The organism is Limibacterium fermenti (genome assembly GCF_041902845.1).
In the GTDB taxonomy this organism is placed as follows: Bacteria; Bacteroidota; Bacteroidia; order Bacteroidales; family Dysgonomonadaceae; genus Limibacterium; species Limibacterium fermenti.
The window spans coordinates 1,466,385-1,492,447 of record NZ_CP159486.1; the positions used below are offsets into that span (position 1 = coordinate 1,466,385).

The window sequence follows — 26,063 nt, forward strand, 5'->3', positions numbered from 1 at the left end:
TTATTTTGTCAGGATTTTTATTTGAGTAGGGGCGAAAGGGGCGTTTCCTCCATCGATACCGACCAGTGACTGAAACCGTATGAAGCGGGCCTTGACCTGTTGCTTAAACATCACACGCTGTTTAATCGGATTGTTTTTGATATTGGCAAATTCATTGTTACGCACCTCTTTCCAATTTTTTCCATCGTTGCTTATTTCAACCGTATAGGCAAAGACCGACTCTTTCTGCGGATCGGGCGTATACGTGAATCCCTCTATAACCATCGTTTTACTCATATCGAGGGTGAACGGATCATTCGCAATTACTTTCCAACCGGATGGATTATTGCTTATCGGCATCGAGTTGAACGAGTCGTCGATAGCGGGTGCGAAATAGGCGCCGACTCGCTTCATAGCGGCTTTTTCGCGTGTCTCGAGGATGGTGACACGTATTTTAGAGGGAGTGCAATCGTCAAATTTTATCAATCGTTTATATCCGATGGTCGTGCCTTCGCCCAATTTGATCCATTCACTGCCGATAAGCCCTTCCACTTTGAAGACTTCCACGCGCTGCCCCTTTAGAATATCTTCCTGTAAAAGAATTGTATTGATGGGGTCGCCGTCTTTCATGTCGAATTCTTTAAAGTCGCCCGGTTTGGCTCGCCAAGCATTGTGGCCGTCGCTCAGTTTGTCGTTCTTAAATACGTACGAAAGGTAGTCTCCGAATTCTATAAGCCGCCTACTGTCGATTTCGTGCAATTGTCCGCGTGTGTCGGGCGGGATATTCAGCAGGAGGACCGAATTCAGTCCGACCGATTGATAGTAGATATCGACTAATTGCGCAAGCGTTTTCACCTGATGATCTTCTTCCGGATGATAAAACCATCCCGGACGGATGGATACATCTACTTCCGACGGATACCAATACAATGCCTTCGCTTCGCCGATCAGCTTGCGGCTGCCCAAATCTTCCGACATCGGGGATACCCCCAATCGTTTATTTTCTTCGACAATCGATTCGTTGATATCGGGTTGCAAAGGAGTGACGCTCCATTCCGTTTGGCGGCCCAATCCGCTTTCGTTTCCGACCCACCGGATGTCGTTGCCCATAATCGCTTTTACCGATTGAGGCTGTAAGCTGTCGATGACTTGGTAAAAACGTTCCCAGTCATATATCTGCCGTTTGCCGTTAGGGCCTTCGGCATTGGCGCCGTCGAACCATACTTCGTCTATGCGTCCGTATTGGGTGAGGAGTTCGGTGAGTTGTTGAATAAATAAATGATTATATGCCGGAGAATCACCGTAACTGCGAGCATTGCGGTCCCATGGCGATAGATACACGCCGAATTTCATATTATATTTGTCGCAGGCGTTTTTTACTTCGCGCACGATATTGCCCTGTCCGCCCCGCCACGGACTGGAAGCGACCGAGTGTGCGGTGGTTTTAGTGGGCCATAAACAAAAGCCGTCGTGATGTTTGGCTGTAAGAATGAGCATGTTGAATCCTGCTTTTTGAAGGACCGACACCCATTGTTCGGCATTAAAGTCTGTCGGTTGAAAAACCGAAGGGTCTTCGGTGCCGTCACCCCATTCCCGTCCTGTAAAAGTATTCATCCCGAAATGAATGAAAGCGGTGAGTTCGAGTTGTTGCCAAGCATATTGCTGAGGGGTGGGAGTCAGATAGGCGGAGAGCTTTATTTTTTGCTCGGGCGTGATTTCCTCGGGGAAGATAATTTCTTTTTCGAAGTAGGCTCTTTCTTTCTGACGGCAACCATCAAAAAGAACAATGGCCGCCAGCAGGCTTGCAACGATTAGGATTTGTCTCATACTTTTTATCAATACAAATGTCATTGTTCGGTAATATAAACTTTATCGAGACTTTCTTGGGCCGATACTCTCGTTTGTTCGGTAGCAAAGGTAGTGATTTTGTAGAAAAAAGGCACAAAAAAAGCCCCCCTTCTTTTGGGTGGCTTCTTATAAACGTTTACGGCCGATATTATTCGGCGGTAACAACAGAGTCTTGAGCCAATGTGTCAACAGCCAAAGCTGCGATACTGTCGGCTTGAGCCTGTGCAATGCTGTCTAATCTTGCTACTTCAGCAAGACTGTCTTGTCTTGCTTTTTCTGCATCAGCTTGTGCATTTTTGCAAGAAACAAATCCTAATGTTGCTACTACAGCAACTAAAACCAATACTTTTTTCATTTTCCAAATACTTTTAAACGATGAATAATAATTGTTCTCAATAAAAACGGTACAAAATTAGATGAAAAAAGTGTTCTATAACATGTTTTCGTAAAAAATCTTAGTTAAAAAAAACTAAAACGCCTTTTCAGGCTATTTTGTCGATAGCCTGTGATAAAGTAAAAGCCTGTTTTCAGCTTCGTGTTCTATTTAAATGTATTTATTGTCAGTCTATTAGGCCTTCGGTACTCTCAATTGGTACTTTTTATTGATATAAAAAGCGTTTAATGCTTTTTTTTGGCGTTTTTTCAAATTCTGTCTCTACAATTTCTATTGCCTTAATTTTTTCATACAAAGCGACACTCTTATGGAGTGTTTTTATATTTTTATTCATGATCTTTTGGATGTCGTCTCGCGAAATGCCATGGGTTTCCAACGCTGCGTAATCGGGATGTATTAAAGCGACTAAGCCATTGTTCTTTTCTACTACCAGGCTTTCGGCAATATAGGGTAGATTGTTCAGCCGGGATTCGATTTCCTCGGGATAAATATTTTGTCCGTTTGCCGTCAGGATCATTGTTTTAATCCGGCCTTTAATATATAATCGCCGGCCTTTCATAATCCCCGAGTCGCCTGTTTTTAGCCATCCGTCGGAGGTGAAGGCCGCAGCCGTGGCTTCGGGATTCTTATAATAACCTTTCATTACATTCTCTCCCCTGACCTGAATTTCACCGGGGACATTTTCCGGATCTTCCGAGTCGATTCGAGCCTCCATAATTCCTTCTAATACCGATCCGCACGAAGTCGGGACGAAATCGTAATGATGGTCGTATGAAATAAGAGGGGCGCACTCCGTCATGCCGTAACCCACGGTAAACGGAAACCCGATCTTGTGGAAAAAATTTTCTACGTCCCCATTTAAGGCCGCACCGCCGATAATTACTTCCCTGAAATTTCCTCCTAACCCGTGAATAATGGAGTGTCTGATCTTCTTATAAATAAAGGTATTGATGAGAGGCACTTTCAGCAGAAACTTTACAACCGGCTTTTCAACGATGGGAAGGATTTTCCTTTTATAAATCTTTTCGAAAATAAGGGGTACGCTAATAATCAGCTTCGGTTTGATTTCTTCAAATGCTTTCAGGAGGTTTTGAGGCGTAGGCATAATGCCTAACAAAGTGACATGTACGCCTACCGAAAGAGCGTACAGAAAGTCGAAAGCACAACCATAGGCATGAGCCATCGGAAGAAAGGCCAGATGAGGTTCGCCTTCGAAAAGTAAATCGAGTTTGGCGGCGTAAGTCACGTTTCCGGCGAAGTTATTCGCCGTAAGCATCACACCTTTGCTGAAGCCGGTCGTCCCAGATGTATAATTGATACAAATGACTTCTTCATTGGAAATTTCGGGATAAAGAATATCCTCTTTCTTAAATCCCTGGGGATATCGTTGATGGAATAGCTTCTTCCATTCTCTGAATTTTTCGGCCGTTTCTTCATCGGGACTTTGCATCAATGAAAAAGAGGGGATGTTGACGATGGGTATATGGAACTTATTTTGGTCGAGATGTTCCCAAATGGATTCGGTGACAAACAAAAGCTTCGATTCCGAATGGGCCATCAGTTCATTCATACTCTCGGGATTGAATTCGTGCAGAATAGGAACGATGACCGCACCGTAGGTTATTGTGGCCAAAAAGACAATCGACCACGAAGAATGATTTTTTCCGATTAAAGCGATCTTGTCACCTTGCCGGAGATGTAATTCGGAAAATAATACGTGCAAGCGGGCAATCTCTTCGGCTAATGCTCCGTACGTATAAGACGTCGTTTCTTTATAGTCGGTGATGGCCGGCAATTCCCAATTCTTCTTGAAGTTGTTTTCATAAAGTTTTATGAAATTCTGCTCGATCATAATTGCACATTATTATTAAATATGTGCAAAAGTACGATGATAATTTAGACTATCAAAGAAAAAGGAGCAATAAATCGTGCTTTTTGTTGTATTTTTGCATTTTTGAAATAAGAAATTCTCAACGCCGGAACTCTTCTCCGGTCGATAAAGATATGATTGATCCGACAATATTCGAAAATAAAACCGCCGCCTATTATACTTTAGGATGCAAACTGAATTTTGCCGAAACTTCGGCTATCGGCCGGCAATTGATGAATGCCGGTGTAATGCGCGCCCGTAAAGGACAGAAAGCCGATATTTGCGTCATAAATACGTGTTCGGTAACGGAATTGGCCGATAAAAAAGGACGGCAAGCTATTCGGCGCATGATTCATCAACATCCCGATGCATTTATTGTGGTTACCGGTTGTTACGCACAGCTTAAGCCGGAGGATGTGGCGGGAATAGAAGGAGTGGATTTAGTGTTGGGCGCGGAACAGAAATTAGATGTCCTGCAATACTTGGATGATCTGAAGAAAAATGAGAAGGGAAAAGTCATCACGACCAAGACAAACCGTATCCGTTCTTTTGTCCCTTCGGTTTCGGCTGACGACCGCACCCGTTATTTCTTAAAAGTGCAAGATGGCTGCGATTATTTTTGCTCGTTTTGTACCATCCCACATGCGCGTGGACGAAGCCGCAACGGTTCGATTGCCGATCTGGTCAAACAGGCGGAGGATGTGGTTCGACAGGGGGGGGAAGAAATTGTCCTTACCGGAGTAAATATCGGCGATTTTGGCCGGACTACCGGTGAAACATTCCTTGACTTGGTATGTGCTTTGGATAAGGTCGAAGGTATCGAACGCTTCCGAATCTCTTCTGTCGAGCCGAACTTGCTTACCGATGAAATCATCGATTTTGTGTCGCGTTCCCGTCGTTTTGCTCCGCACTTTCATATCCCGCTGCAAGCAGGGAGTGACGAGGTGTTGCAACTAATGAAGCGACGCTACGATACGGCGTTATTCCGTCATAAAATAGAAAAAATAAAAAGCATTCTTCCCGATGCCTTTATCGGCGTGGATGTGATTGTCGGTGTGCGCGGGGAAACCGACGACTATTTTGCTCAGAGCCGACAATTTATCGATTCGCTCGATATCTCGCAACTACATGTGTTCGCCTATTCCGAACGGCCGGGAACGAAAGCTTTGTCTATCGAATATATTGTTGACCCGAAGGTCAAACATGCCCGCAGCAAAGCCTTGCTCGATATTTCCGATAATAAGCTGATTGCTTTTTATGAATCACAAAAAGGGACGCGCCGTAAGGTGTTGTTCGAACACACGAAACACGGTAATCATATGCACGGCTTTACCGAAAATTATGTCAAGATGTATGCCCCTTACGATGCATCGCTCGTGAATAGGGTCGTTGAAGTGGAAGTAGGGGAGTACAATGAAGATGAAATGGCAATGAAAGCAGTTTTTCCATCATGAAACATTCTCGAAAAAAGAATATCACGTTTTATATTTTATACGGAATCAGTTATCTGCATGCCTTACTGCCTTTTTGGGTATTGTATATACTGTCGGATATATTATTTGTTTTTCTGTATCACGTCGTGCGTTACCGGAGGAAATTGGTAAAAAAGAATTTACATAACGCGTTTCCTGCCAAATCGGTTTGGGAGATCAAACATATAGAGCGGAAGTTTTACCGCCATTTTTGCGATTATTTTGTGGAAACGATAAAGACCCTGAAAATTAGTGATAAGGAAGTTCAAAAACGAATGAAATTCGAGAATCCCGAGCTGATCAATCAATTGACAAAGGATGGTAACAGTTGTTTCCTTTGCATGGGGCATTATGCTAATTGGGAGTGGATAACCTCCTTGGGATTGCAACTGCGCGACGATATCGAACAACGGCCTATTTATAAAGAATTGCATAATCAGTCGTTCGATGATCTTTTTTTACGTATCCGGTCGCGTTTCAGCCCGAAGCCTATCGAGATGAATAATGCTTTCCGTATGATCATCAAGCATCGGAATATGGGTAAAACAATGCTGATCGGTTTTTTAGCCGACCAACGGCCGCCTTTTTATTCCGATCACTATTGGACGGACTTTCTCCATCAGGATACTTTGGTGCAGACCGGCATGGAACGCCTTGCCCGGAAAATGGGCTTTTCGGTCGTTTATCTGGATATGCAATGCGTAAAGCGAGGCTATTATACCGGAACTCTTTCGGTTATTACGTTCGATGCTTCCACTGAACCGGAATTTACCATCACCGAAAAATATATGCGGGCGTTGGAGAAAACCATCTTACGTGATCCGGCTTACTATTTATGGACACATAATCGCTGGAAATTCAAGAGGCAAGGATGAATTATGAATTATGAATTATGAATTATGAATTATGAAGGATGAGTTATGAAGGATGAATTATGAAGGATGAGTTATGAATTATGAAGGATGAATGATGAGTTATGAAGGATGGGATGACGATCGGAAGAATACAAATAATCCCTCTGGGTTTTAAAATAAAAATTAGATGGGTTTTAGAATGAAAAAGACTTCGGTTATATTACTGAATTGGAACGGGCGGAAGTTGCTTGAGCAATTCCTGCCGCTTGTGCTACAACATAGCTTGTCGGATGACTGTGAGGTGTGGGTGGCGGACAATTGTTCTTCCGACGGCTCCGTCGCCTTTCTTCACGAGCAATTTCCCGATGTTCCCGTCATGGTGTTCGACAAGAATTACGGCTTTGCGGAGGGATATAACAGGGCCTTACAACAAGTCGATTCACACTATGTGGTGTTGCTGAATTCCGATGTGGAAACCACACCGGGTTGGCTGGAGACTTTGACGGACTATATGGATAAGCATCCTGAGATGGCAGCCGTACAACCGAAGATCCGTTCGTACACCAACCGTTCGCAGTTTGAATATGCCGGAGCTTCGGGAGGATTTATCGATCGGTTTGCGTATCCTTTTTGCCGCGGACGTATTCTGGAAACCGTGGAAGAAGATAGCGGACAATATGATGATCCCATCCCTGTTTTTTGGGCTACCGGCGCCGCGCTGTGTATCCGCCGCGAAGCGTACCTTGAAGCGGGCGGACTGGATGCGGGTTTCTTTGCCCACATGGAAGAGATCGATCTCTGCTGGCGGTTGAATGCCCGCGGGCATTCAATTGTTTGTGTACCCTCATCTGTGGTATATCATGTGGGGGGAGCCTCGTTAAATAAGGATAATCCGAAGAAAATGTACTTGAATTTCCGGAATAACTTATTGATGATTTATAAGAATGTCTATGGAAGACGTTTTTTATTTACCATCATGGTGCGATATCTGTTTGATCTTTTGGCTTATTTGCATTTATTGGTACAAGGACAATTCAGTAATGGCTGTGCCGTGATAAATGCGCATCGCGATTTTCTGAAGTTGCTTCCGTCTTATAAACATGCCCGCCGCGAAAATCGGGAACGGACCACTGTGAAGCATATTCCTACTCATTATAAAGGAAGTATTCTTTGGAATTATTATTTCCGGGGAAAGAAAACCTTTGGCGAAATTAAATGGTGAGTGGTGAATAGTAAGTAGTAAGTGGTAAGTGGTGAATGGTCTTTTCAGTCAAGTTCTATAAGCTATTCGAAATGAAAACTTAGCGTAATCATGCGTTGCGTTGCTTTCGATAACGAACGAGGATACTTCTGTAAATTTTCCTGTACAAGATCGGAGCGGTCTTTTTCCAAAACGTTCCTCATTCCGAAACTGAATTTCAGTTCAGGGCATAATTTGAACAAGGGAAGGTAAAAATCACATCCAATGCCGATTTCGATTCCGTAATCATAGGGTTTCAGTAACAAAGGCTCGTTTTTTTGAGGAGCCAGTTCCAAGCTGCCGTATCCGCCCAATAAAATATACGGCTTGTAATTATTGATTCTGTCGGCCGATAGCTTTAGATGTATAGGCACGGATATATAGTTGTTTCGTAAGCGGGTTTTGAATTCTTCGCCCGATTCCTGTTCGCGAAAAACGAAATTTTTATCCCCTAATAGTAAGGTGGGTATAGCACGAAGGTGCATAAACCGGTTCAGATACAGATCGGCAATAAGTCCCGCGCTGAATCCGGGGGAATAAGACGGTATTTCGGCAAACCAAACTTCCCCTTCGGGGGTAGCGGCTCCTGAATGATAGAGAATCAAATCCTGCGTATGCAATCCAACGGTGAAACCCAAATGGAACATGCGCTGATCGGCATACGGCTGGTTTTGGAGTTTGCGCTGTTGGCCCATGACGCTCGAAGCGATCATCCACAATGCCAAAACAAAGAAATAACGATATCTTTTTCCCATTACCACATAAACGATGTTCTTTCCCGAATATTATGTAACAGAGATAAAAAATCTGTAACCGGCTTTCTATTTATTTAGAAAGCATAAAAATTAGCAGCGCCGTTGGTTGTGCAATATTTTGGGAATAATTGTTTTGAGCATATGAAAGTAAAGCCGGTTGGTAATTTCCGGGAGAGCCTTCGCAAAACATTTTTTTGTTCTTCGGAAAATCGTTATCTTTGCGGGAGTTAAAATATAGTTAATATTCAATTAACCACTAACTAATAAAATATTTACATTATGGCTTACGTAATTAGTGACGATTGTATTGCTTGCGGAACATGTATTGATGAATGTCCTGTTGAAGCAATTTCAGAAGGTGATATTTATAAAATAGATCCCGATGTATGTACCGATTGTGGTACGTGTGCAGAAGTGTGTCCTTCAGAAGCGATTCACCCGGCATAGTAGAGCGTTATAAACGATTAGAAAGCTGAACAAATAATTTGTTCGGCTTTTTTTGTCTGGATGATAGGGGCCTTCGTCGATAAACGTTACGCGCGATGATGGGGCATTGGAGACAGAGGAACCCTTAGGGACAAAGAGACAGAGGGACAGAGGGACAGAGGGACAAAGGGACAGAGGGACAAAGGGACAGAGGGACAGAGAGACAGAGGGACAGAGAGACAGAGAGACAGAGGGACAGAGAGACAGAGGGACAGAGAGACAGAGAGACAGAGGGACAGAGAGACAGAGGGACAGAGAGACAGAGAGATAAAAAACGGGGATACCGATTGAACGATACCCCCGCAGCATTATAACAGAAATATAAATTATCCGTTTACTTGTTTCATATGAGCGATAAGATCGAGCAGTTTCACGGAGAAAGCCCATTCGTTATCGTACCATGCCAACACTTTTACAAATGTCGGGCTTAATTGGATACCTGCTTTTTCGTCGAAGATCGAAGTATGAGGGTCGCCGATGAAGTCGCTCGATACGAGGTCTTCGTTGGTATAACCCAGCACGCCTTTCAATTCGCCTTCGGATGCTGCTTTCATTGCCTTGCAGATTTCTTCGTAAGTGGTTTCTTTGGCCAAACGAACGGTCAAGTCAACGATAGAAACGTCCAAAGTAGGAACACGCAAAGACATACCGGTCAGTTTTCCGTTCAATTCGGGAATAACTTTACCTACCGCTTTCGCTGCGCCTGTAGAAGAAGGGATAATATTGCCTGAAGCAGCACGTCCGCCTCTCCAGTCCTTCATCGAAGGTCCGTCAACGGTTTTTTGAGTAGCGGTAGTCGAGTGAACGGTAGTCATTAACGCTTCCACGATGCCGAATTTATCGTTCAATACTTTAGCGATAGGAGCTAAAGCGTTGGTTGTACAAGATGCGTTTGATACGAATTGTTCCCCTTTGGTATATGTCTTTTGGTTCACACCGTTAACATACATACGGGTATCGTCTTTCGAAGGACCTGACATTACGACATATTTCGCACCGGCATCGATATGTCCCTGAGCTTTTTCTTTGGTAAGGAAAAGTCCGGTCGATTCAACTACATATTCGGCACCGATAGCATCCCATTTCAGATCGGCAGGATTTCTTTCCGAAGAAACACGGATAGCATTGCCGTTAACGACTAATTTGCCGTCTTTTACTTCTACGTCACCGTTGAATTTTCCGTGAATGGAATCATATTTCAGCATGTAAGCGATGTAATCGACATCGAGTAAATCATTGATACCGACAACCTGAATATCTTTTCTTTCTTGAGCTGCACGGAAAACCAGACGTCCGATACGTCCGAATCCGTTAATACCTACTTTGATCATAATCTTTTAAATTTTTATTGTTTAAAAAGTCTCTAATAATTATTGATTCTTTATTTGCACACAAAAATACAAAATGTTTTCATTTTATGGAAATTATTACCTTGTAAAAAAATGGAAAGAAAAAACCGTTATCTTTGTGGTCAATCATACTTTTGCTTTAAAAATCAAATGGAAATAGTTTATTTACTTGCCGGCATAGTGGCCGGTGGAATAGTTGCCTGGATTTTGGCAACACTTTTACAACGGGGAAAAACCGTGTCGAAGGCAACTTTCGAAGAACTGCAATCGGATTTGGGTATATTAAAGACGGAGATAGGTATCGAGAAAGAAAAAAACCGGGCGGCGAATGAACGGCTACTCGTCCGCGAGGGTGAATCGAGACAATTGGCGGAGACGAACAATGCTTTGACGGTCGCTCTGGCATCGGCGGAGGCCAAACTCGATGCTTCGGGCGTGCAACTGAAAACGTTATCGGACGATCTTTCCCGAATGAAAGATGAATTGAAAGATAAAACAGATGAATTGAACGGGGCGATGCGGAAAGTCTCGGAAATTACCGCCCATAACACGTCGTTGATTGAAAAGCTCGACACACAGAAGAGTGAAATGGAAAACCTTCGCAAACAGTTCAATATTGAGTTCGAAAATATCGCCAATAAAATACTGGAAGAGAAAACGCAAAAGTTCACCGACCTGAATAAAAACAACTTGGATTCGATATTAAAACCACTCGGCGATAATATTGAGATATTCAAGAAGAGGGTGGACGAAGTGTATGACAAGGAATCGAAAGAGCGCTTTTCGTTGGGGCGTGAAGTGACGAAACTGGTCGAGCTCAATCAAAAGATTAGCGAAGAGGCCAATAATCTGACCAATGCCCTGAAGGGTAGCTCGAAAACGCAAGGCGATTGGGGACAAATGATTCTGGAAAACATCTTGGAGAAATCGGGATTGGTCAGGGATCGGGAGTATTTCGTGCAGGAGTTTTTGAAAGATGATGACGGCAATAATTACCGGAACGAAACGGGCGGCAAAATGCAACCCGATGTGATCATCGCTTATCCCGATAACCGCAAGGTCATCATCGACTCGAAAGTTTCGTTAACGGCCTATACGCGCTATGTATCGGCCGATGATGCGGCGGAACAGAAAACCGCTTGTCAAGAACATTTGCGTTCCATCCGCAAGCATATCGATGAACTAAGCGCGAAGCATTATCAGGATTTTGCCCCGACACTCGATTTTGTGATGATGTTTGTTCCCAACGAACCGGCTTATCTGTTGGCTTTGCAGCATGATCCCGAACTTTGGCAATATGCCTATAACAAACATATCCTCTTAATCAGCCCGACGAATCTCATCGCCGCGTTGAAGTTGATTGTCGATCTCTGGAAACGGGAATATCAAAACCGGAATGCGTTGGAAATTGCCGAAAGGGGGGCCGCTTTATATGATAAATTCGCCGGATTTGTAGAGAACATGCAAGCGATCGGAAAGAGTATCGATAAAACCCAAGAGAACTATGCAATAGCCTTTAAACAACTTGCCGGTGGTCGGGGAAACTTGCTTGTGCAAGCTGAGAGGTTGAGGGAACTGGGCGTGAAGTCTAAGAAGAAACTGCCGTCCAGTTTGCTGAATGATGCGCCGGAAGAGGATGATGTATGATGTATGAACGATGATGTATGAACGATGATGTATGAACTATGAACTATGAACTATGAACGATGATGTATGAACTATGATGTATGAACTATGATGTATGAGATATGATAAACGGGAGCGTTGTTCAATGCAATGCCCCCGTTCTGTTGTTATTCCTGACGGATTAAATAGAGAATGACCGGAAGGTGGTCGCTATAGCCATTGATAAATGTATTATTTGAAAAAGTACGAAGAGGGTATCCTTTATTCTTTCCTTCTTTTTGGATCAGGAAATCGCGATTGAATACCTCGGTTTTCCAGAAACGGAAACTCGAATAATCTTCGCCCAATAATGATTGGGAAATAATGATCTGATCGAACAGACTCCACTTACCTTGATAAGCCAACGAGCCGATTCCCTTGTCGTATAACCGCCACGTCGTATTATAATAGCCGCCGGACGCTACTTCGCGCACTTGTTTCTTCGCATTCAATACTACCCGCACACTTTTATCGCCGGGATCGTCGTTCAAGTCGCCCATCAAAACGATCTTTGCGTCGGGATTTTCCACCCGCAGCGAATCGAATGCCGTCTTGGCTACTGCCGCCGCCGCTTCCCGCAATTCAGACGATTTTCCTCCGTAACGCGATGGCCAGTGATTCACGGAAATATGCACGGGCTCTCCCGCCAACAGTCCACTCACCAACAGTTGGTCGCGTGTGACGTAGGTTGTGTCGGTCCAACGGAAAGGATGGACGGTGTAGTTGGTTACTTTGAATATCTGCGGATTGTAAAGCAATGCCACATCGATTCCCCGGCGGTCGGGCGAGTCCTGATGAATAATTTGCAGGTTCATGTCGGCGATAGCCGGACGCTTCACCAGATCTTCCAATACACGTCGGTTTTCGACTTCGCCCACTCCGATGGCTGCGGGTCCCATCGGACAGTATTCGCGCGCCAACCGGCTGATAACCCGCGCCACGTTGTCGAGTTTCTTTTCGTACTTTTCTTGTGTCCAGTTGTAAGCGCTTCCGGGGAGGAATTCATCGTCGCCGGGGTTGGCCGGATCATTTTCGGTATCAAAAAGATTCTCTATATTATAAAATGCCAGAGAATAGACGGCATAATTCTTTTCCTGGGCGAAAATGGCGACACCCAGGAAAAGAAAAACTAAAATGAGTAATTTTCTCATTTGCGTTAATTTTTAGGTTTAATCACGATCACTTCTTCCGGGGCGGTTGTAATGGCGATGTTATCCAAACGAAGTCCGAAAGTGTTCAGTGAAGCTTTGGCCTGAAACTGTATTGTTAGATCTTTTTTCGCCGGAATATCGGTCAGTGTTACCGTGTACACTTTGTTGTTATCGTTATTGGCATTGCTTACCGTTTGATCGGGTACCGGCATTTCTTTTCCGTCTACAATGACAGTCATTGCATTCAGGTTCATCTCCGATCCGGCATCAAACAAGTTCGCCGTCAATTCGTATTGTAAAGCCAATTTTTCATTTGCTCCGGCGGAAGTATCGACTTTCTTAATGGTGAGATAAGCATCCTTCTTGGCGGGGAACCACAGATGGGGAGTATTGAAAGTTTTTGTGGTTCTTACATCCGTCACTCCCGAAGCATCGCTATATTCAATGTCTTTATTGTCGAATTCAGTGTATTCCGCGATTTTGGGTTTCACGCTTTCGGTAATCTCTTTGGTACCGAAGGATTCCTTGTAATAAACGGTTACCTCTTCGCCCGGTTCGGTAGGTGTTTCGCCCGGGATCGGTTGCCCGAAGTTTTGACAGTCGTCGGCAGTGCGGAGATAGAGTTGCCAGTCCGCACGGAATTTCGATAACACCGCTACGATTGTTCCGCCGCCTTCGGGAAGAAGGTTATTGGCGAAATCGGCATAGTTGCTGTTACGCACGATGATCGAATTGCCGTCGCCGTCCTTCAACGTCCGGTTGGTGGTCGCATCCGTATCGCTGAAAGGCAATTTACCGCCGTCGGGGAAATACACGTTTTCGAGTTTCACGAGCGTATTCACCATGTCATCATTGAGTTCGGAAAGCTTGATCGTTTTCGGTTTCGCATTTTCCTCCAACGGCCATTTGTTTTTGAAGATATAGTAATTAAATACTTCCCACGGGATGCGGTTGGCGTTGGTGGCGGCATATCCTATCTGGAGTTGTTCACCGTAAACGATCATATATAAACCCTTCAGGTGAAGATATATTTCTTGTCCTACACGGAAATCGGTATAAATGGAATTTTGATCGACGCCGATGTTGATTCCTCCGGTTTCGTCTTGTATATACAATTGTTTGTAGATGTTTCCGGAGATATCATTCGCCGTTACGGTCGCCTTGATGATATAGTCTACGTCGATAAGCGTAGGGTCGGAAATGGTTGCGTATAACGATTTGAGTTTGGCGATGGTCATGTTCGCTTCGGCCCCGGTATATTCCGGTTCGGTCAAGGGAGGCGCCTGATAATCGCGTTCGCACGAAAGCAGTACGCCGGCCATCAAAAGTATTCCGAGTAAATAGCTGTAAATTTTCATATCTTTATTATTTGTATTGAATGCGTTGTTTGTGATTCTGTTCATTTCATTAAAAACGATAACTCATATTCAGGAAGCAATTGATGCCCTGCATGTAATAATATTTCGAGGCGAAGCGATTGGGATAATCCAGATTGATACGGGCCTGTTCATATCCTCCGGTGCGAATATCCGTACGGTTGAGCAGGTTGTTGACCGAAAGGTTGAAGTTGATGGAATTGCGATTGGCCAGATACCAGATCTTTCCAATACCCAGGTCGAGTGTATAGCCTCCTTTGAATTTCTCCTGATGCGTAAAGAAACGATAGGCGTCATATAAGTTCTCGTCGAATCCGCCGGTTCCGGGAGGCTGGATGCCTGCATAGTTAGAAGCCAAACGCCGGAACGGTGCGATCTCGATGTAATTGCCTGCAAAGCCATTGATGTTGAGGTTCAGGAACCAATAGTCATAAAAGAAATTGATGCCGAACGTACCCATGGTTTGCGGCATGCCTCCTACATAGTAGTCTTTCATATAGGCGGTCTCGGCCATGATGTCGCCTTTTCCGTTTTCGTAACTGATGACTCCTTCGGGATTGTTCGCATAATAATACTCGCCGGTGGTACCGATGACATCGAAATTCCAATTCTCATTGAGTTTGTAATTCAGTCCGACCTCAATACCCTGATGCACTTTTTCTATTCCCGAAAGGACGTGGTTGACGAAAGTCCGCTCCGAGTCGTGATAATAACTCATGTGATCGACATCGTCATAGAAATGGGTATTGAACACACTCACGCGTCCCATCAGGCTGGGGAGCGAGAAGATGTAATTCAGGTCGGCCGAGAAAACGCGGACGCTTTTCATATTGTTCACGGTCAGGTCGGTGATGCGCGGCGAAATATATACATTGTCGACCAAAGGCGCCATCGTTTGGTAACTGATATTACCCGTAAAGAAATGGCGGCCATTGAGTTTGTAGGTGATTCCGGCTTTTGTGGCATAGTCGGTGAAACGGTGCATCTTGCCTTTTCCGAGCGAATTGGCGGGATAACGTCCGTTACGCATTTTTCCTTCGCGTTGGAACTGGGTATATTTGAGTTTGGCGCCGTAATACAGATCGATATTCCGATACGTATGTTCTTGTTGCCACCAAATATCGGCCGAATTCACACGGAAGCGGAAATCATAGCCGAACACATCGTCCGTATACACTTTGCGGTCGGGACGTTCCAAGTCGTTTTGTATCAATTCCCGGTCGCCGGCAAAATCCCGTTCGGCAAACTTGTCGATATCGAGTACATATTGGGCGCCGAGCAGGTCGTCCACCGTTTTGAACTGTTTCGAAAGCGAGTGTTTTAAGCCGATGCCGGCCGTCAGTTTCACCTCCGGGCTTAATTGGGTATTGAGCGTGGAGTTGAGCGCCGTTTCGAACAAATCTTTCCGGCGTTCTTCCATCATGTAAATGGCGGAGCCGTCGCCTTGGAGGTTATTCAGGTGATTCGCCTCCCACATCTTGTCCCAGTCGAGCTGGGCGATACTTTCGTCGGAAGACGTTTTCCACAGATACGTGTAATAATCGAAAGCCTTTTGATTGTCGCGATTATACGAAGGCAAGTAGCGGTAATAATCGGGACGCGGGTCGGGGCCGTTGTACCAGTTGAGAGCCGATCCGCCGTAGCGGCTGTAATGCGCTGCCACGCCGCTGGTGAGTGTGGTGTTTTCACCCAATTTCCACACGTGCGAAAGGATGGCGGTGGGGTCGAACGATTTCACCACTCGGGCGTTTCGTTTCTTCCCGTTTTGATAGCCCCAGTTGGGGTTGTAGAGATTATTATCGACTAAATCATACACTTCCTGATAAGACGATCCCTGCTGCCCTCTTTCGACGGGGGATCCGAACGTGACGAACGAAATGCGGTGCTTTCCGCCGGCGATTTCTTTTTCGAGACCGACGAAATACGAGATGTTGCGATAGAACACCCCTTCGATGTGCCCTTCGTGCGAATAACGGCCGCCCACCGAAGCGGTAAACGCCCAGCCATTGTCCTGCATGCCGGTGGAATAGCTGCCCATTGCCCGGGCATAATAGTTGCGGTTGGTGAGGGAGAGCGTAACTTTTCCTCCTCGGGTGTAGTTGCCCGCACGCATATTGATATTTTCCGATCCGCCGATAGAGCCGAACGTAAAGGATGAAGGAGCGAAATAGTTCACGGCATCGCCGTTGCGGGTCATGTCGTTGAGCGCCCCGATGGATGAATAGTTGAAGACGCCGCGTATCTGGTCGTTAAAGTTAACACCGTTGATATAACGGTCTTCGAAGCGGTTTTCGTAGCCCCGGGAGCGGAAGCGGAATTGCGAGAATTGGTATCCCGCGTTTTGCAGGAAGACGTCGTTCGAGAAGATGACCATGGCGCTGACGTCCTGCGAGAGGCCGGTGTCATCGTCTTCCGTGGCGCGTTGCGCTTCATCGATCACGCCCGCGAGTTGTTGTACGGGCATCGGACGGCGGGTCACTTGGATGATGCCGAGATCTAAGGATGATTCGCGGGGAATGTCGACCGGTATTTCTTTCGATTGAATATCGGCAGCGTTAAGAGACAGGACATCTTTGCCGTGGGTGACAGGATGAAACACGAAGGCGCCGTCTTCGCCGGTATACGCCGTTTGATTGTTTTCCCGCAGCACGACCATCACCCCCGCTATGGGATCGCCCGTGAGTTCATCGATTACTTTTCCGCTTACTCCGGCCGGCGTTTGCGCAAAGGCGGGTAATGCGCATAAGCAGAACAACCAAAGCCATAATTTTTGTTTCATACGTTTTTTTCTTATTAGAATGAATATTATTTTTTGCGAACAATAGAGGCCAAGTGTTCTTGACCTCTATTGAATGATTGATTTCATCGGATAAGTGGTTATTTCTTTACACCTTCCAATTTAATGTTGTCGAGACGGAAACCACTTGTATTTGTTTCATCCGTATAGAATTCCAAAGTCGTAACATCGTCAATAGGAATGTCTATAGTAATAGTAGAGAAAACATTTTGCTCTCCTAACTTTTCTTCTGACAAAGGTATATCTTTATTGTTACACTTTATTTTTAAGATGTTTGCGGCAATATCCTTTGCATTGGCAGCAATATCATAAGTGAGTTTGATACTGGTATATCCTGAAGGAATATTACTTATTTTTACAAAAGCGGCGTCATACTTTGCATTATATCCAGGGAACCATAAATGTTTACTTGTAATGGAACCAGTAGTTCGTACATCCGCTCCTGTTCCTGTATATTTTCCATCAGCAAAATCAAAACCGCTGACAGAAGTGCCCTCACTGTTAAACTTTTCCTTTAATGGAGTAGCATTTTCAAATGTTTCACTGAAAATCACTGTAGGTTCTCCTCCAGAAGTCTTTTGCGATACGGCAATTTCTTTTGTCAGAGCTGTTTCGGTCAAGGCCACGATAATCTTTCCGGTAGCTCCGGTAGCAGCAGTTGCAGTGGCGACGATTGTGGCATTACCGGTTCCGCTAGCGGGACTGATCGTAAAGCCCGAACCTTCTGTTGTTGCCGTCCAAGCACCAGAAGCTGTGATAGTAATGTTCTGTGTGTTATTTGCACTTGCTTCGAATTCAATAGCTGACGGAGAAACTTCCAACGTGCTTGTACTGCTTCCGAAACGGGATTGAGTCAATCCTTCCACGTCGGCTGCAACCGTCGGCAGAATCTGATAAACCGCTTCACCATCTTTCGGTTGATTGATGCTGGCGATTCCTTTTAGCGTTCCGCTTCCCTGGGGAACCTTTTGATTTTTGAATACCGCGTAACTCGAGGTAAAGAGAATGAATTGCCCGCCGTTTTCAAATTCCATGTTGATTGAACCATGTTTGTCCGTGGCGAATGTTTTTTCCAAATCGGCTGCAACAACCTGTACATTCGGGACGGCTACATATTGCGATTCGTATTTACCGGCAAGGAAATCGGCCGCCGTTACTTCTTTCGCCGTTACGGTTTTCGTTCCTGTTTTTGTCACATTTGCATTCGGAAGATTGTTGATTTGCAACAATCCGTTATAGGCAGACAACTTTTGATCTTTGAGGCTGATTTCGACTTCATCTCCGAATGTAAGCGTTTCGTTGTTCTCTACAAAACGCACCGCGATACCGGCTGTTTCATCCTGTATGACGATATTTTTCAGTGAAGTGGAATTTCCGCCTTCTTTATTTTGGATCACGACGGCTTTTACTTTCACCTCTTCGGTAATTGTGTACTCCGTTCCGGTAAATTTCGAACGTAATTCGGCAACAGTCCAGGAGCCTTGCTCTCCTTCATTCGGTTTCAGTGTAACGATACCGCCTATTTCCACATCTACCCAATCGACAATGGTTGCAGAAGGCTGTACTACCGTAACGCCGGTTGTAGAAAGCTGGATGGATGGGTACGTGTACTTTTTACCGGTTTCGACGGCTTGTGCATCGGGTGTCCATTCGTAGGTTTGGCCTCCTACTTTAAACGATATCTTCGTGTCTTTCAGGTCTTGTCCCGGCACGAGGATAGCTGCTACGGTAGCTGTTTTTCCGGAAGCGGCTACAACAGGGGTGATCGTTTTGACCGTCGTGCCTGTGGTAATACTTCCGTCGGCTAAGTTAAAGGTACCGTCGGTTTTCAATCCTTCGATCGAAACCGTTAAGCCGTCCAGTGACGTTACACCGTCGCCTGCCGAAACATTCAGGACCAGCATGGCCAGTTGATGCTTGAATTGAAGAGCGACCGCCGGTTCCGATTGGTTGACGGCGTTATTGGAAAACAACAGGTCGATGGCCGCCGGTTTGGATTGGTCGGCTACGTCGATGGCATACACATTGTTTGCGAGCGATTCCCGATAGGGATAATACGCGATAAAGTCCAAGTTGCCTGTTTCGGGGAACGTAATGCCTTCCGTTGCGGCGGTAAAGACTCCTTGTTCGGCTTCGGTGGGAGTCGTATACTTGATATTCGATTTGCTGTCGTATACGCCGTCCGGCAATTTCTGTCCGGCATTCAGCGCATACACGCCGATAGCGTCGCCCGCATTCCAAGTCGTTCCGGCGGCCCGTGTGGTTACACTTGCTCCGATAGAAGCTTGAAATTTCACCTGATTTTCGCCGCTAAGCGGGTTTATCAGGGGCTCGTCTTCACTATTACAGGAACCGAAAGCGACGGCCCCGAGAAGCAGAAGAGAAAAAATTTTATTACTTTTCATAAGGCTGAATATTTTAATGATGGATAATTGAACGAATTGACTAGAGTATATATTATGATAATGGTTTTACAACTCATTTTCCGCTAATTCCAGTGCGGTGATTGGGATGCGTTCTTTTTAACTTCTTTCGCCACATCGGCGGGCAAGTTGGGGAAAAACGTAAAGCCCGTTTCCTGTTCCAACGTTTCGACCGATACGATATTGCTGTAATAGGGCGATTTTGTATCGGCGTTTTCCATCCGGAAAGCGATCGAAGTATAGGCGCCGCCGTTTTTTTGCTTACGCAACAATGCCTTGTACAGGTATTTTGGTACAACGGATCCTTTTTGATTATTGTCATTGACATACGTGTATTGCTGGGAAGACTCGGGAAGAATACAGCCGGTTACCACATAGAGCGTATCATAAGCAGATTGTTTACACCACTCACGAACTTTATTTTCGAGCACGGCCCACGGCCCGCTGTTCATATCTTTGTCTTGCGGAGCCATATTAGTAAAATAAAAAGTTGTTTCATTTAGGACTCTCGTTGCGTTTCTATCCGCACTGGCCAATAGATGTCCTCTATTATACGTCATGCTAGACCAACCATTATATAAGGTGGGTTGCACACTTTTGGGTGAAATGATAGGGTCGTAATCCCATTCTTCTGTTCTGCCGGCATCCCCTAAATACATCGAATGCATTGGATATGCCACCCAATACGGCACGCGATTTTCGGTATCGTACAAGATACTGTAATTGCGGATGCTCGTATTATTGACCGTATAGCTTGGATTCAACCAGTCTTTGTCGCCGACCATGTGCAGGGCCGAAGCGGAGTGGGGCGCCGTTCCGCCCGACGTGTAAGCCGGTATCTCCATGTAGGATGTCGAGAGGGCGGCGGTCGATTCGAGACCATCCAGCTCGATGGTATAACGATATGCTTTACCGCCTTGCAGAATTTCCTTCGGACGCCAGGTAAAGGTCTTCCCTTGAAGGGTGAAGTCGACGGTCAATGCTTCCGGTTGTCCGGTGGGGAAAAACATCCCCGATGCCTGCTTTTGCGTGGAACTTCCCGACACGGCCAATTCAATGTCGCCCGTTGACGTTTCGTCGGCCTTGAGCGTTCCGCCGGCCAACGAGAACGAACCCCGCACGAGAGCGCCTCGAGCTGTTACCGTGAGTCCATCCAACGTAGAGCCTTCTTTTTTGGGCGTAATGTTCAAGACGATTTTGGTCAGCGGGCGCCGGAACTCCAGCGTCCGGGCGCCTCCTTTTGCCTTGCTGATATCTTGTAAGTTGTTACTGTAGAAAAACTCCGTTTGTTTGGTAAGGTCGATGGAATAGGCATATCCGCTTATCGATTCGTCGTACGGATAATAGGCGATCAGATCGATCGAAGCATCCCCTTCGGGATAATAGATGTTTTTTCCTTTCGGATAGAAAAAGCCGTCCCCTTGAGTGGTAAAAGCCACATTCTCGCTTCCGTCGAAGATGTTCCCCTCTTCCAGAGGCATTTGGTGGTTGACGGCAAAGATTCCGATGGCGTCATCCGCTTCCCATTGCGCACCGGTAGCGCGTGGGGTAATATCCGCTTCCGTTTGTATCAGGACGCTTCCGAAATAAAGGGGCGTTTTTTCTTGTTTTTGTAATACCGGTTGTTCTTGATCGCAAGAAGCTAAAGGAAGAAGGATGAGTGAAAATAACGGTAAATACAGCTTTTTCATTTTTAATTTATTTGAATAACAATTTTTCATTCTGTTTATCAATATGGTTGAAAATAAGATGTTACATCTTTATTCTTTGTCCTTGCAAATGTATGGATTATTTTTCCCACTAACAAAAAAAATCAAGAACAATTTGTTAAGACGTAAGTCAAAAGGATCGTTTATCTTTGTCTCTTGCCGTTAAGAATGACTATTTGTAAACGGATGAGATGAAAAGTGTCAATCAATAACATCCGGCCTTAGGAATAGGAACGACTATAATTCCCGGATAGATACAAAGATACCCTGTCAAAAAGTCATCTTTTATGTCGTGGCAAGAATTTTGATCGGTCTTATATAATGAATAAAAAGTATAATCGAAAAAAACTATCTATATGAATTTTAATAATTTTACAATCAAAGCCCAAGAGGCCGTGCAAAAAGCCATCGAGTTGGCGCAGGGCAGCGGGCAACAACTTATCGAACCGGTACATGTACTGAAAGGGGTGATGTTGTCGGGAGAGAATGTGACGGGCTTTTTATTTCGTAAGCTTGGCGTGAATCCCTCTCAGATTGACAGCCGCTTGGAGCAGGAAATCGCTTCCCTGCCGAAAGTGTCGGGCGGAGAGCCGATGCTGAGCCGCGAAACGAATGCCGTTTTTACGAAGGCTTCCGATTTATCGTCTAAGATGGGCGACCAGTTCGTATCGCTTGAGCATCTGTTGATGGCATTGATGAGCGAAAACAGTCCCGCATCGCAGATTCTCAAAGATGCCGGTGTGACGCAAAAGGAACTCGAACTGGCGGTGAAAGAACTTCGCAAAGGTGAAAAAGTAACCAGCCAGTCGGCCGAAGATACCTATCAGTCGTTGAGTAAATACGCGATCAATCTTACGGAAAAAGCGCGTGAGGGCAAGCTCGACCCGGTGATCGGGCGTGACGAGGAAATACGCCGTGTATTACAGATATTGAGCCGCCGCACCAAGAACAATCCTATTCTTATCGGCGAGCCGGGAACGGGTAAAACGGCCATTGCCGAGGGATTGGCGCATCGTATCATCCGAGGCGACGTGCCTGAAAACCTGAAGAGTAAACAAATATTTTCGCTCGACATGGGCGCCCTCATCGCGGGAGCCAAATATAAAGGCGAGTTCGAAGAGCGCCTGAAGTCGGTCGTGAACGAAGTGGTGAAGTCCGAAGGCGAGATCATCTTGTTTATCGACGAGATCCATACGCTGGTCGGAGCCGGAAAGAGCGAGGGGGCCATGGACGCGGCTAATATTCTGAAGCCGGCCCTGGCGCGCGGGGAATTGAGGGCTATCGGTGCGACCACCCTCGATGAGTATCAAAAGTATTTCGAGAAAGACAAGGCGCTGGAACGGCGTTTCCAAACGGTGATGGTGAACGAACCCAGCGAGGCCGACTCGATTTCGATTCTTCGGGGATTGAAAGAAAAATACGAAACGCATCATAAGGTCCGGATTATGGATGAGGCGATTATTGCCGCCGTGCAGTTGTCGCATCGGTATATTACCGACCGTTTCCTTCCCGACAAGGCCATCGACCTGATGGACGAAGCGGCGGCCAAACTGCGTATGGAAGTCGATTCGGTTCCCGAAGAACTCGATGAGATTATGCGTAAGACCAAGCAACTCGAAATTGAGCGCGAAGCCATCCGTCGTGAAAAGGATACGGTAAAGGAAGAGGTGTTGACCCGTCAGATCGAAAATCTGCGGGAAGAGGAAAATGCGTTGAAGTCGAAATGGCAGGCTGAAAAAGGATTGATCAATAAAATTCAGCAAAACAAAGTCGATATCGAGCATGCGAAGTTCGAAGCCGATAAAGCCGAACGCGAAGGCGATTACGGTAAAGTGGCCGAATTGCGCTACGGACGGATTAAAGAGAAAGAGACCGAGATCGAAAAATTGCAGCAACAGCTTCATGACCAGCAAGGAGGCCGCGCGATGATTAAAGAAGAGGTCGATGCCGCCGACATTGCCGATGTCGTATCGCGATGGACGGGCATACCGGTAAACAAAATGCTGCAAAGCGAACGCGAAAAGCTCTTGCATCTCGAAGACGAATTGCATCAGCGGGTCATCGGACAGGATGAAGCCATTGCCGCCGTAGCCGATGCCGTTCGGCGGAATCGCGCCGGATTAAGCGATCCGAAGCGTCCTATCGGTTCGTTTATTTTCCTGGGTACGACCGGAGTCGGGAAGACCGAACTGGCCAAAGCGTTGGCCGATTATCTGTTCGACGATGAAAATATGATGACGCGTATCGACATGAGCGAGTATCAGGAGAAGTTCAGCGCCACACGGCTCATCGGGGCGCCTCCGGGATATGTGGGATACGATGAAGGCGGGCAACTCACCGAAGCTATCCGGCGGAAACCTTATTCGGTGGTGCTGTTCGACGAAATCGAAAAAGCGCATCCCGACGTGTTCAATATTCTCTTGCAGGTGCTCGACGACGGCCGGTTGACGGACAACAAGGGGCGGGTGGTCAATTTTAAGAACACCATCATCATTATGACGTCCAACATGGGGTCGAACCTTATCCGGGATAATTTCGAGAAAATAACCGATAACAACCGGGAGGAAGTCATCGAGAATACGAAAGCGCAGGTAATGGAAATGCTTAAGCAGACCATTCGTCCGGAGTTCTTGAACCGTATCGACGACATCATTATGTTTGCGCCGTTGAAGCAGGGAGAAATTGCTCAAATCGTACGCTTGCAGTTGAATGGCGTGAAAAAGATGTTGCATGAGAACGGAATCGAACTCTCGTATACCGACGAAGCCGTTGCCAGCATCGCCCATGCGGGATATAATCCCGAGTTCGGGGCGCGTCCCGTGAAACGGGTTATTCAGCGCAAGGTGTTGAATCAGCTTTCGAAAGATATTCTTGCCGGGACGGTCGATAATTCCAAAGGCATCACCATCGATGCCATCGACGATACGCTGTTTTTCAAAAATTAATAGCTTCAGCGTATGAGATTGAGTTGAAATTCAAGACTAATAAGTTAATAAAATGTAAAGATAAATATTGAAATCATTTCAATATTTATCTTTGCTACATAATAAAAAGAGAATTATGAATATACAATTTGTTTCGGATACAGATGGAAAGATTAAAGCCGTACAAGTATCTTTGAAAGACTGGCAGACGATTCAAAAGAAATTAAAAACTTATCAGATAGCCGAAAGTGTAAAGACAGGATACAAAGAAATGAAGCAGATCGAAAGCGGAGAATTGAAATTAAATCGTTTTGAAGATTTTATCAATGGACTTTGAAATCATTACTACGCCTAATTTCGAAAGAGAGGCCAAGGCGCTTCAAAAGAGATATCCTTCGTTTAAATCGGATTTGATTGCACTTACTGAAGTATTACTCAACAATCCCATGCAGGGAGTGGAAGTGTATAAAAATTGCTTTAAGGTACGTTTCTCTATCAAAAGCAAAGGACGAGGTAAAAGCGGTGGCGGAAGGTTGATTACCTACGTAAAAATAATGAATAAAAGAATTTATTTACTATCTGTGTTTGATAAATCGGAGAGAGAATCGGTTTCGGATACTTTTTTAAGGCAACTTTTGGCTGATTTGGATGAATGTTGATGCCACTGGTGTGACACAGGCCAAAAAATCAACTGATTGTAACTTATAAAAAATATTTCTCGCAGATTACGCGAATTTTGCAAACCATAGATAAAATATGTGTTTATCTGCGTAATCTGCGAGAGATAATTTATCAATCGTATTTTCGAATGGCCTATTCTTTTTCTTTCTTCTTATCTTTTTTGCCCCCTTCGCGGTGCTTGATCAGTTCCTTGTACCGTTTGCGGATGACATTGACAACCGTAAGAAGCTTGTTCCACTCGGCCTGGTCGGGATAGGCTTTCGCCAACACGGCAATATATTCCATGAGATTCGAGTAGTCTGCGCTCAGTTGCCTTCGCAATTCTCTCGATTTGGAGTTTTCCTTAACCGCTGTCTTGGTGCGTTTGCCCGTTTCTACTTCGCGTACTTCGTCATTCGCAAGTTGCATGCCATCGCGGTCAGTCGTCAAATTCAAAGTACCCAGGGCCGATACGAAAGGCTCTTTCGACAGGTCGTTCAGCAGGTTATCCGTTTCGCCGGTTTGTCCCTTCACATTCTTCGACAAGATGTTGCGATGGGCGAGCCATACCGGTTCCAAGGTTTCGAAGGCCGCTAATTCTTCGGGATTCTCGGACAGTTCGTAATAATATAATTTTTTCCGGAACTGCCGGGTTCTTTTGCTCCGAATGAAGTCTTTTTGTGCAACGATTTCCGTTAGCGGATCCTTCAAGGGATTCTTCGTCATCTTTTCGAAAGGATCGATGCCGTTCTTCACTTTTCCCAAATAGTTTTGCAGGGGAACATCGGTGGTGAGTAATTCAACTTTTGTCGCTTCCACGTCGGCTAACGTTTCGCGCATCAGGGTCACATACTCCATGTTTTGGAGTGAATCTTGTCGTAAAGCTTCTAAACTTTTCATTTTATCATCCTATTAAAAATTAAACAATTAGTTTGTTTATCTTATCTATTGTTTATAAGATTATTATTGCTTCTTTTTTACGGATGAGTCCCGGAGGAACAGAATGTAGATCGATGCATCGTGTTTGAGCGGAGGCTCGTCTGGCTTTCAGAATTTTTTTTTGATGCCGGCGCCTCAGTATCCGGCATGCGAAATAAAAATTTCATTAAGG

At 45.4% G+C, this 26,063-nt stretch carries 19 protein-coding genes; 8 read left to right on the forward strand and 11 right to left on the reverse strand.

Annotation, left to right across the window (positions count from 1 at the left end; translation table 11 throughout):
- From ABNK31_RS06710 to ABNK31_RS06720, 3 genes are all read right to left on the reverse strand, one after another.
- Entirely contained in the window at window positions 1–1,806 is a 1,806-nt protein-coding gene (locus tag ABNK31_RS06710; RefSeq protein ID WP_418894905.1) for an alpha-L-fucosidase, read from the reverse strand.
- Window positions 1,807–1,975: 169 nt separating this feature from the next.
- Window positions 1,976–2,182, reverse strand: coding sequence for a hypothetical protein (locus tag ABNK31_RS06715; RefSeq protein ID WP_418894906.1), 207 nt, complete (start codon window positions 2,180–2,182; stop codon window positions 1,976–1,978).
- 244 nt (window positions 2,183–2,426) lie between these two features.
- Window positions 2,427–4,073 carry an AMP-binding protein gene (locus tag ABNK31_RS06720; RefSeq protein WP_418894907.1) on the reverse strand — a complete coding sequence of 549 codons (1,647 nt, stop codon included), beginning with the start codon at window positions 4,071–4,073 and terminating at the stop codon, window positions 2,427–2,429.
- Between the two features lie 152 nt (window positions 4,074–4,225).
- Between ABNK31_RS06720 and mtaB the strand changes: the two genes are divergently transcribed.
- The 3 genes from mtaB (at window position 4,226) to ABNK31_RS06735 (ending at window position 7,639) form a co-directional block, all read left to right on the forward strand.
- The gene (mtaB, locus tag ABNK31_RS06725; RefSeq protein ID WP_418894908.1) at window positions 4,226–5,545 is read left to right on the forward strand and encodes a tRNA (N(6)-L-threonylcarbamoyladenosine(37)-C(2))-methylthiotransferase MtaB; all 1,320 of its coding nucleotides are present in this window, start codon (window positions 4,226–4,228) and stop codon (window positions 5,543–5,545) included.
- Window positions 5,542–6,438: a lysophospholipid acyltransferase family protein gene (locus tag ABNK31_RS06730; protein WP_418894909.1), complete on the forward strand. Its 897-nt coding sequence runs from the start codon at window positions 5,542–5,544 to the stop codon at window positions 6,436–6,438. The genes mtaB and ABNK31_RS06730 overlap by 4 nt, the downstream gene beginning before the upstream one ends.
- A gap of 178 nt (window positions 6,439–6,616) precedes the next feature.
- The gene (locus ABNK31_RS06735) at window positions 6,617–7,639 is read left to right on the forward strand and encodes a glycosyltransferase family 2 protein (RefSeq protein WP_418894910.1); all 1,023 of its coding nucleotides are present in this window, start codon (window positions 6,617–6,619) and stop codon (window positions 7,637–7,639) included.
- Between the two features lie 62 nt (window positions 7,640–7,701).
- Here ABNK31_RS06735 and ABNK31_RS06740 read toward each other — a convergent pair whose 3' ends face one another.
- Window positions 7,702–8,412, reverse strand: a complete 711-nt coding sequence (locus ABNK31_RS06740) for a porin family protein (protein ID WP_418894911.1) — start codon at window positions 8,410–8,412, stop codon at window positions 7,702–7,704.
- Between the two features lie 279 nt (window positions 8,413–8,691).
- Here ABNK31_RS06740 and ABNK31_RS06745 point away from each other — a divergent pair, with 279 nt between their 5' ends.
- The gene (locus ABNK31_RS06745) at window positions 8,692–8,859 is read left to right on the forward strand and encodes a DUF362 domain-containing protein (RefSeq protein WP_418894912.1); all 168 of its coding nucleotides are present in this window, start codon (window positions 8,692–8,694) and stop codon (window positions 8,857–8,859) included.
- Window positions 8,860–9,224: 365 nt separating this feature from the next.
- On the opposite strand, the gene gap is transcribed toward ABNK31_RS06745, so the two are convergent.
- Window positions 9,225–10,229, reverse strand: a complete 1,005-nt coding sequence (gap, locus tag ABNK31_RS06750) for a type I glyceraldehyde-3-phosphate dehydrogenase (protein WP_418894913.1) — start codon at window positions 10,227–10,229, stop codon at window positions 9,225–9,227.
- Between the two features lie 168 nt (window positions 10,230–10,397).
- Here gap and rmuC point away from each other — a divergent pair, with 168 nt between their 5' ends.
- Entirely contained in the window at window positions 10,398–11,894 is a 1,497-nt protein-coding gene (gene rmuC / locus ABNK31_RS06755) for a DNA recombination protein RmuC (protein WP_418894914.1), read from the forward strand.
- A 146-nt stretch (window positions 11,895–12,040) separates the two neighbouring features.
- On the opposite strand, the gene ABNK31_RS06760 is transcribed toward rmuC, so the two are convergent.
- From ABNK31_RS06760 to ABNK31_RS06780, 5 genes are all read right to left on the reverse strand, one after another.
- Window positions 12,041–13,063: an endonuclease/exonuclease/phosphatase family protein gene (locus tag ABNK31_RS06760; RefSeq protein ID WP_418894915.1), complete on the reverse strand. Its 1,023-nt coding sequence runs from the start codon at window positions 13,061–13,063 to the stop codon at window positions 12,041–12,043.
- Window positions 13,064–13,068: 5 nt separating this feature from the next.
- Window positions 13,069–14,466: a DUF5689 domain-containing protein gene (locus ABNK31_RS06765; RefSeq protein ID WP_418894916.1), complete on the reverse strand. Its 1,398-nt coding sequence runs from the start codon at window positions 14,464–14,466 to the stop codon at window positions 13,069–13,071.
- Between the two features lie 4 nt (window positions 14,467–14,470).
- Window positions 14,471–17,218, reverse strand: a complete 2,748-nt coding sequence (locus ABNK31_RS06770) for a carboxypeptidase-like regulatory domain-containing protein (protein ID WP_418894917.1) — start codon at window positions 17,216–17,218, stop codon at window positions 14,471–14,473.
- Between the two features lie 98 nt (window positions 17,219–17,316).
- Window positions 17,317–19,641 (reverse strand): fimbrillin family protein, encoded by a 2,325-nt coding sequence (locus tag ABNK31_RS06775; RefSeq protein WP_418894918.1) that lies wholly within the window; start codon window positions 19,639–19,641, stop codon window positions 17,317–17,319.
- An 83-nt stretch (window positions 19,642–19,724) separates the two neighbouring features.
- Window positions 19,725–21,350, reverse strand: a complete 1,626-nt coding sequence (locus ABNK31_RS06780; RefSeq protein WP_418894919.1) for a DNA/RNA non-specific endonuclease — start codon at window positions 21,348–21,350, stop codon at window positions 19,725–19,727.
- Between the two features lie 374 nt (window positions 21,351–21,724).
- Here ABNK31_RS06780 and clpB point away from each other — a divergent pair, with 374 nt between their 5' ends.
- The 3 genes from clpB to ABNK31_RS06795 all read left to right on the forward strand — a co-directional run bounded on the left by clpB (window position 21,725) and on the right by ABNK31_RS06795 (window position 24,951).
- Complete coding sequence (gene clpB / locus ABNK31_RS06785) at window positions 21,725–24,313, forward strand: ATP-dependent chaperone ClpB (RefSeq protein WP_418894920.1); 2,589 nt, start codon at window positions 21,725–21,727, stop codon at window positions 24,311–24,313.
- A gap of 115 nt (window positions 24,314–24,428) precedes the next feature.
- Window positions 24,429–24,629, forward strand: coding sequence for a hypothetical protein (locus tag ABNK31_RS06790; RefSeq protein ID WP_418894921.1), 201 nt, complete (start codon window positions 24,429–24,431; stop codon window positions 24,627–24,629).
- The gene (locus tag ABNK31_RS06795; RefSeq protein WP_418894922.1) at window positions 24,619–24,951 is read left to right on the forward strand and encodes an addiction module toxin RelE; all 333 of its coding nucleotides are present in this window, start codon (window positions 24,619–24,621) and stop codon (window positions 24,949–24,951) included. The genes ABNK31_RS06790 and ABNK31_RS06795 overlap by 11 nt, the downstream gene beginning before the upstream one ends.
- A gap of 154 nt (window positions 24,952–25,105) precedes the next feature.
- Here the strand turns inward: ABNK31_RS06795 and ABNK31_RS06800 are convergent, their stop codons facing one another.
- Window positions 25,106–25,852: a DUF6261 family protein gene (locus ABNK31_RS06800; protein ID WP_418894923.1), complete on the reverse strand. Its 747-nt coding sequence runs from the start codon at window positions 25,850–25,852 to the stop codon at window positions 25,106–25,108.
- Window positions 25,853–26,063 lie beyond the last annotated feature (211 nt).

Excerpts from the sequence above, each read along its gene's own strand:
- ABNK31_RS06710 (WP_418894905.1), bottom strand. The coding sequence starts at position 1,806 with ATGAGACAAATCCTAATCGTTGCAAGCCTGCTGGCGGCCATTGTTCTT.
- ABNK31_RS06715 (WP_418894906.1), bottom strand. The coding sequence starts at position 2,182 with ATGAAAAAAGTATTGGTTTTAGTTGCTGTAGTAGCAACATTAGGATTT.
- ABNK31_RS06720 (WP_418894907.1), bottom strand. The coding sequence starts at position 4,073 with ATGATCGAGCAGAATTTCATAAAACTTTATGAAAACAACTTCAAGAAG.
- mtaB (WP_418894908.1), top strand. The coding sequence starts at position 4,226 with ATGATTGATCCGACAATATTCGAAAATAAAACCGCCGCCTATTATACT.
- ABNK31_RS06730 (WP_418894909.1), top strand. The coding sequence starts at position 5,542 with ATGAAACATTCTCGAAAAAAGAATATCACGTTTTATATTTTATACGGA.
- ABNK31_RS06735 (WP_418894910.1), top strand. The coding sequence starts at position 6,617 with ATGAAAAAGACTTCGGTTATATTACTGAATTGGAACGGGCGGAAGTTG.
- ABNK31_RS06740 (WP_418894911.1), bottom strand. The coding sequence starts at position 8,412 with ATGGGAAAAAGATATCGTTATTTCTTTGTTTTGGCATTGTGGATGATC.
- ABNK31_RS06745 (WP_418894912.1), top strand. The coding sequence starts at position 8,692 with ATGGCTTACGTAATTAGTGACGATTGTATTGCTTGCGGAACATGTATT.
- gap (WP_418894913.1), bottom strand. The coding sequence starts at position 10,229 with ATGATCAAAGTAGGTATTAACGGATTCGGACGTATCGGACGTCTGGTT.
- rmuC (WP_418894914.1), top strand. The coding sequence starts at position 10,398 with ATGGAAATAGTTTATTTACTTGCCGGCATAGTGGCCGGTGGAATAGTT.
- ABNK31_RS06760 (WP_418894915.1), bottom strand. The coding sequence starts at position 13,063 with ATGAGAAAATTACTCATTTTAGTTTTTCTTTTCCTGGGTGTCGCCATT.
- ABNK31_RS06765 (WP_418894916.1), bottom strand. The coding sequence starts at position 14,466 with ATGAACAGAATCACAAACAACGCATTCAATACAAATAATAAAGATATG.
- ABNK31_RS06770 (WP_418894917.1), bottom strand. The coding sequence starts at position 17,218 with ATGAAACAAAAATTATGGCTTTGGTTGTTCTGCTTATGCGCATTACCC.
- ABNK31_RS06775 (WP_418894918.1), bottom strand. The coding sequence starts at position 19,641 with ATGAAAAGTAATAAAATTTTTTCTCTTCTGCTTCTCGGGGCCGTCGCT.
- ABNK31_RS06780 (WP_418894919.1), bottom strand. The coding sequence starts at position 21,350 with ATGAAAAAGCTGTATTTACCGTTATTTTCACTCATCCTTCTTCCTTTA.
- clpB (WP_418894920.1), top strand. The coding sequence starts at position 21,725 with ATGAATTTTAATAATTTTACAATCAAAGCCCAAGAGGCCGTGCAAAAA.
- ABNK31_RS06790 (WP_418894921.1), top strand. The coding sequence starts at position 24,429 with ATGAATATACAATTTGTTTCGGATACAGATGGAAAGATTAAAGCCGTA.
- ABNK31_RS06795 (WP_418894922.1), top strand. The coding sequence starts at position 24,619 with ATGGACTTTGAAATCATTACTACGCCTAATTTCGAAAGAGAGGCCAAG.
- ABNK31_RS06800 (WP_418894923.1), bottom strand. The coding sequence starts at position 25,852 with ATGAAAAGTTTAGAAGCTTTACGACAAGATTCACTCCAAAACATGGAG.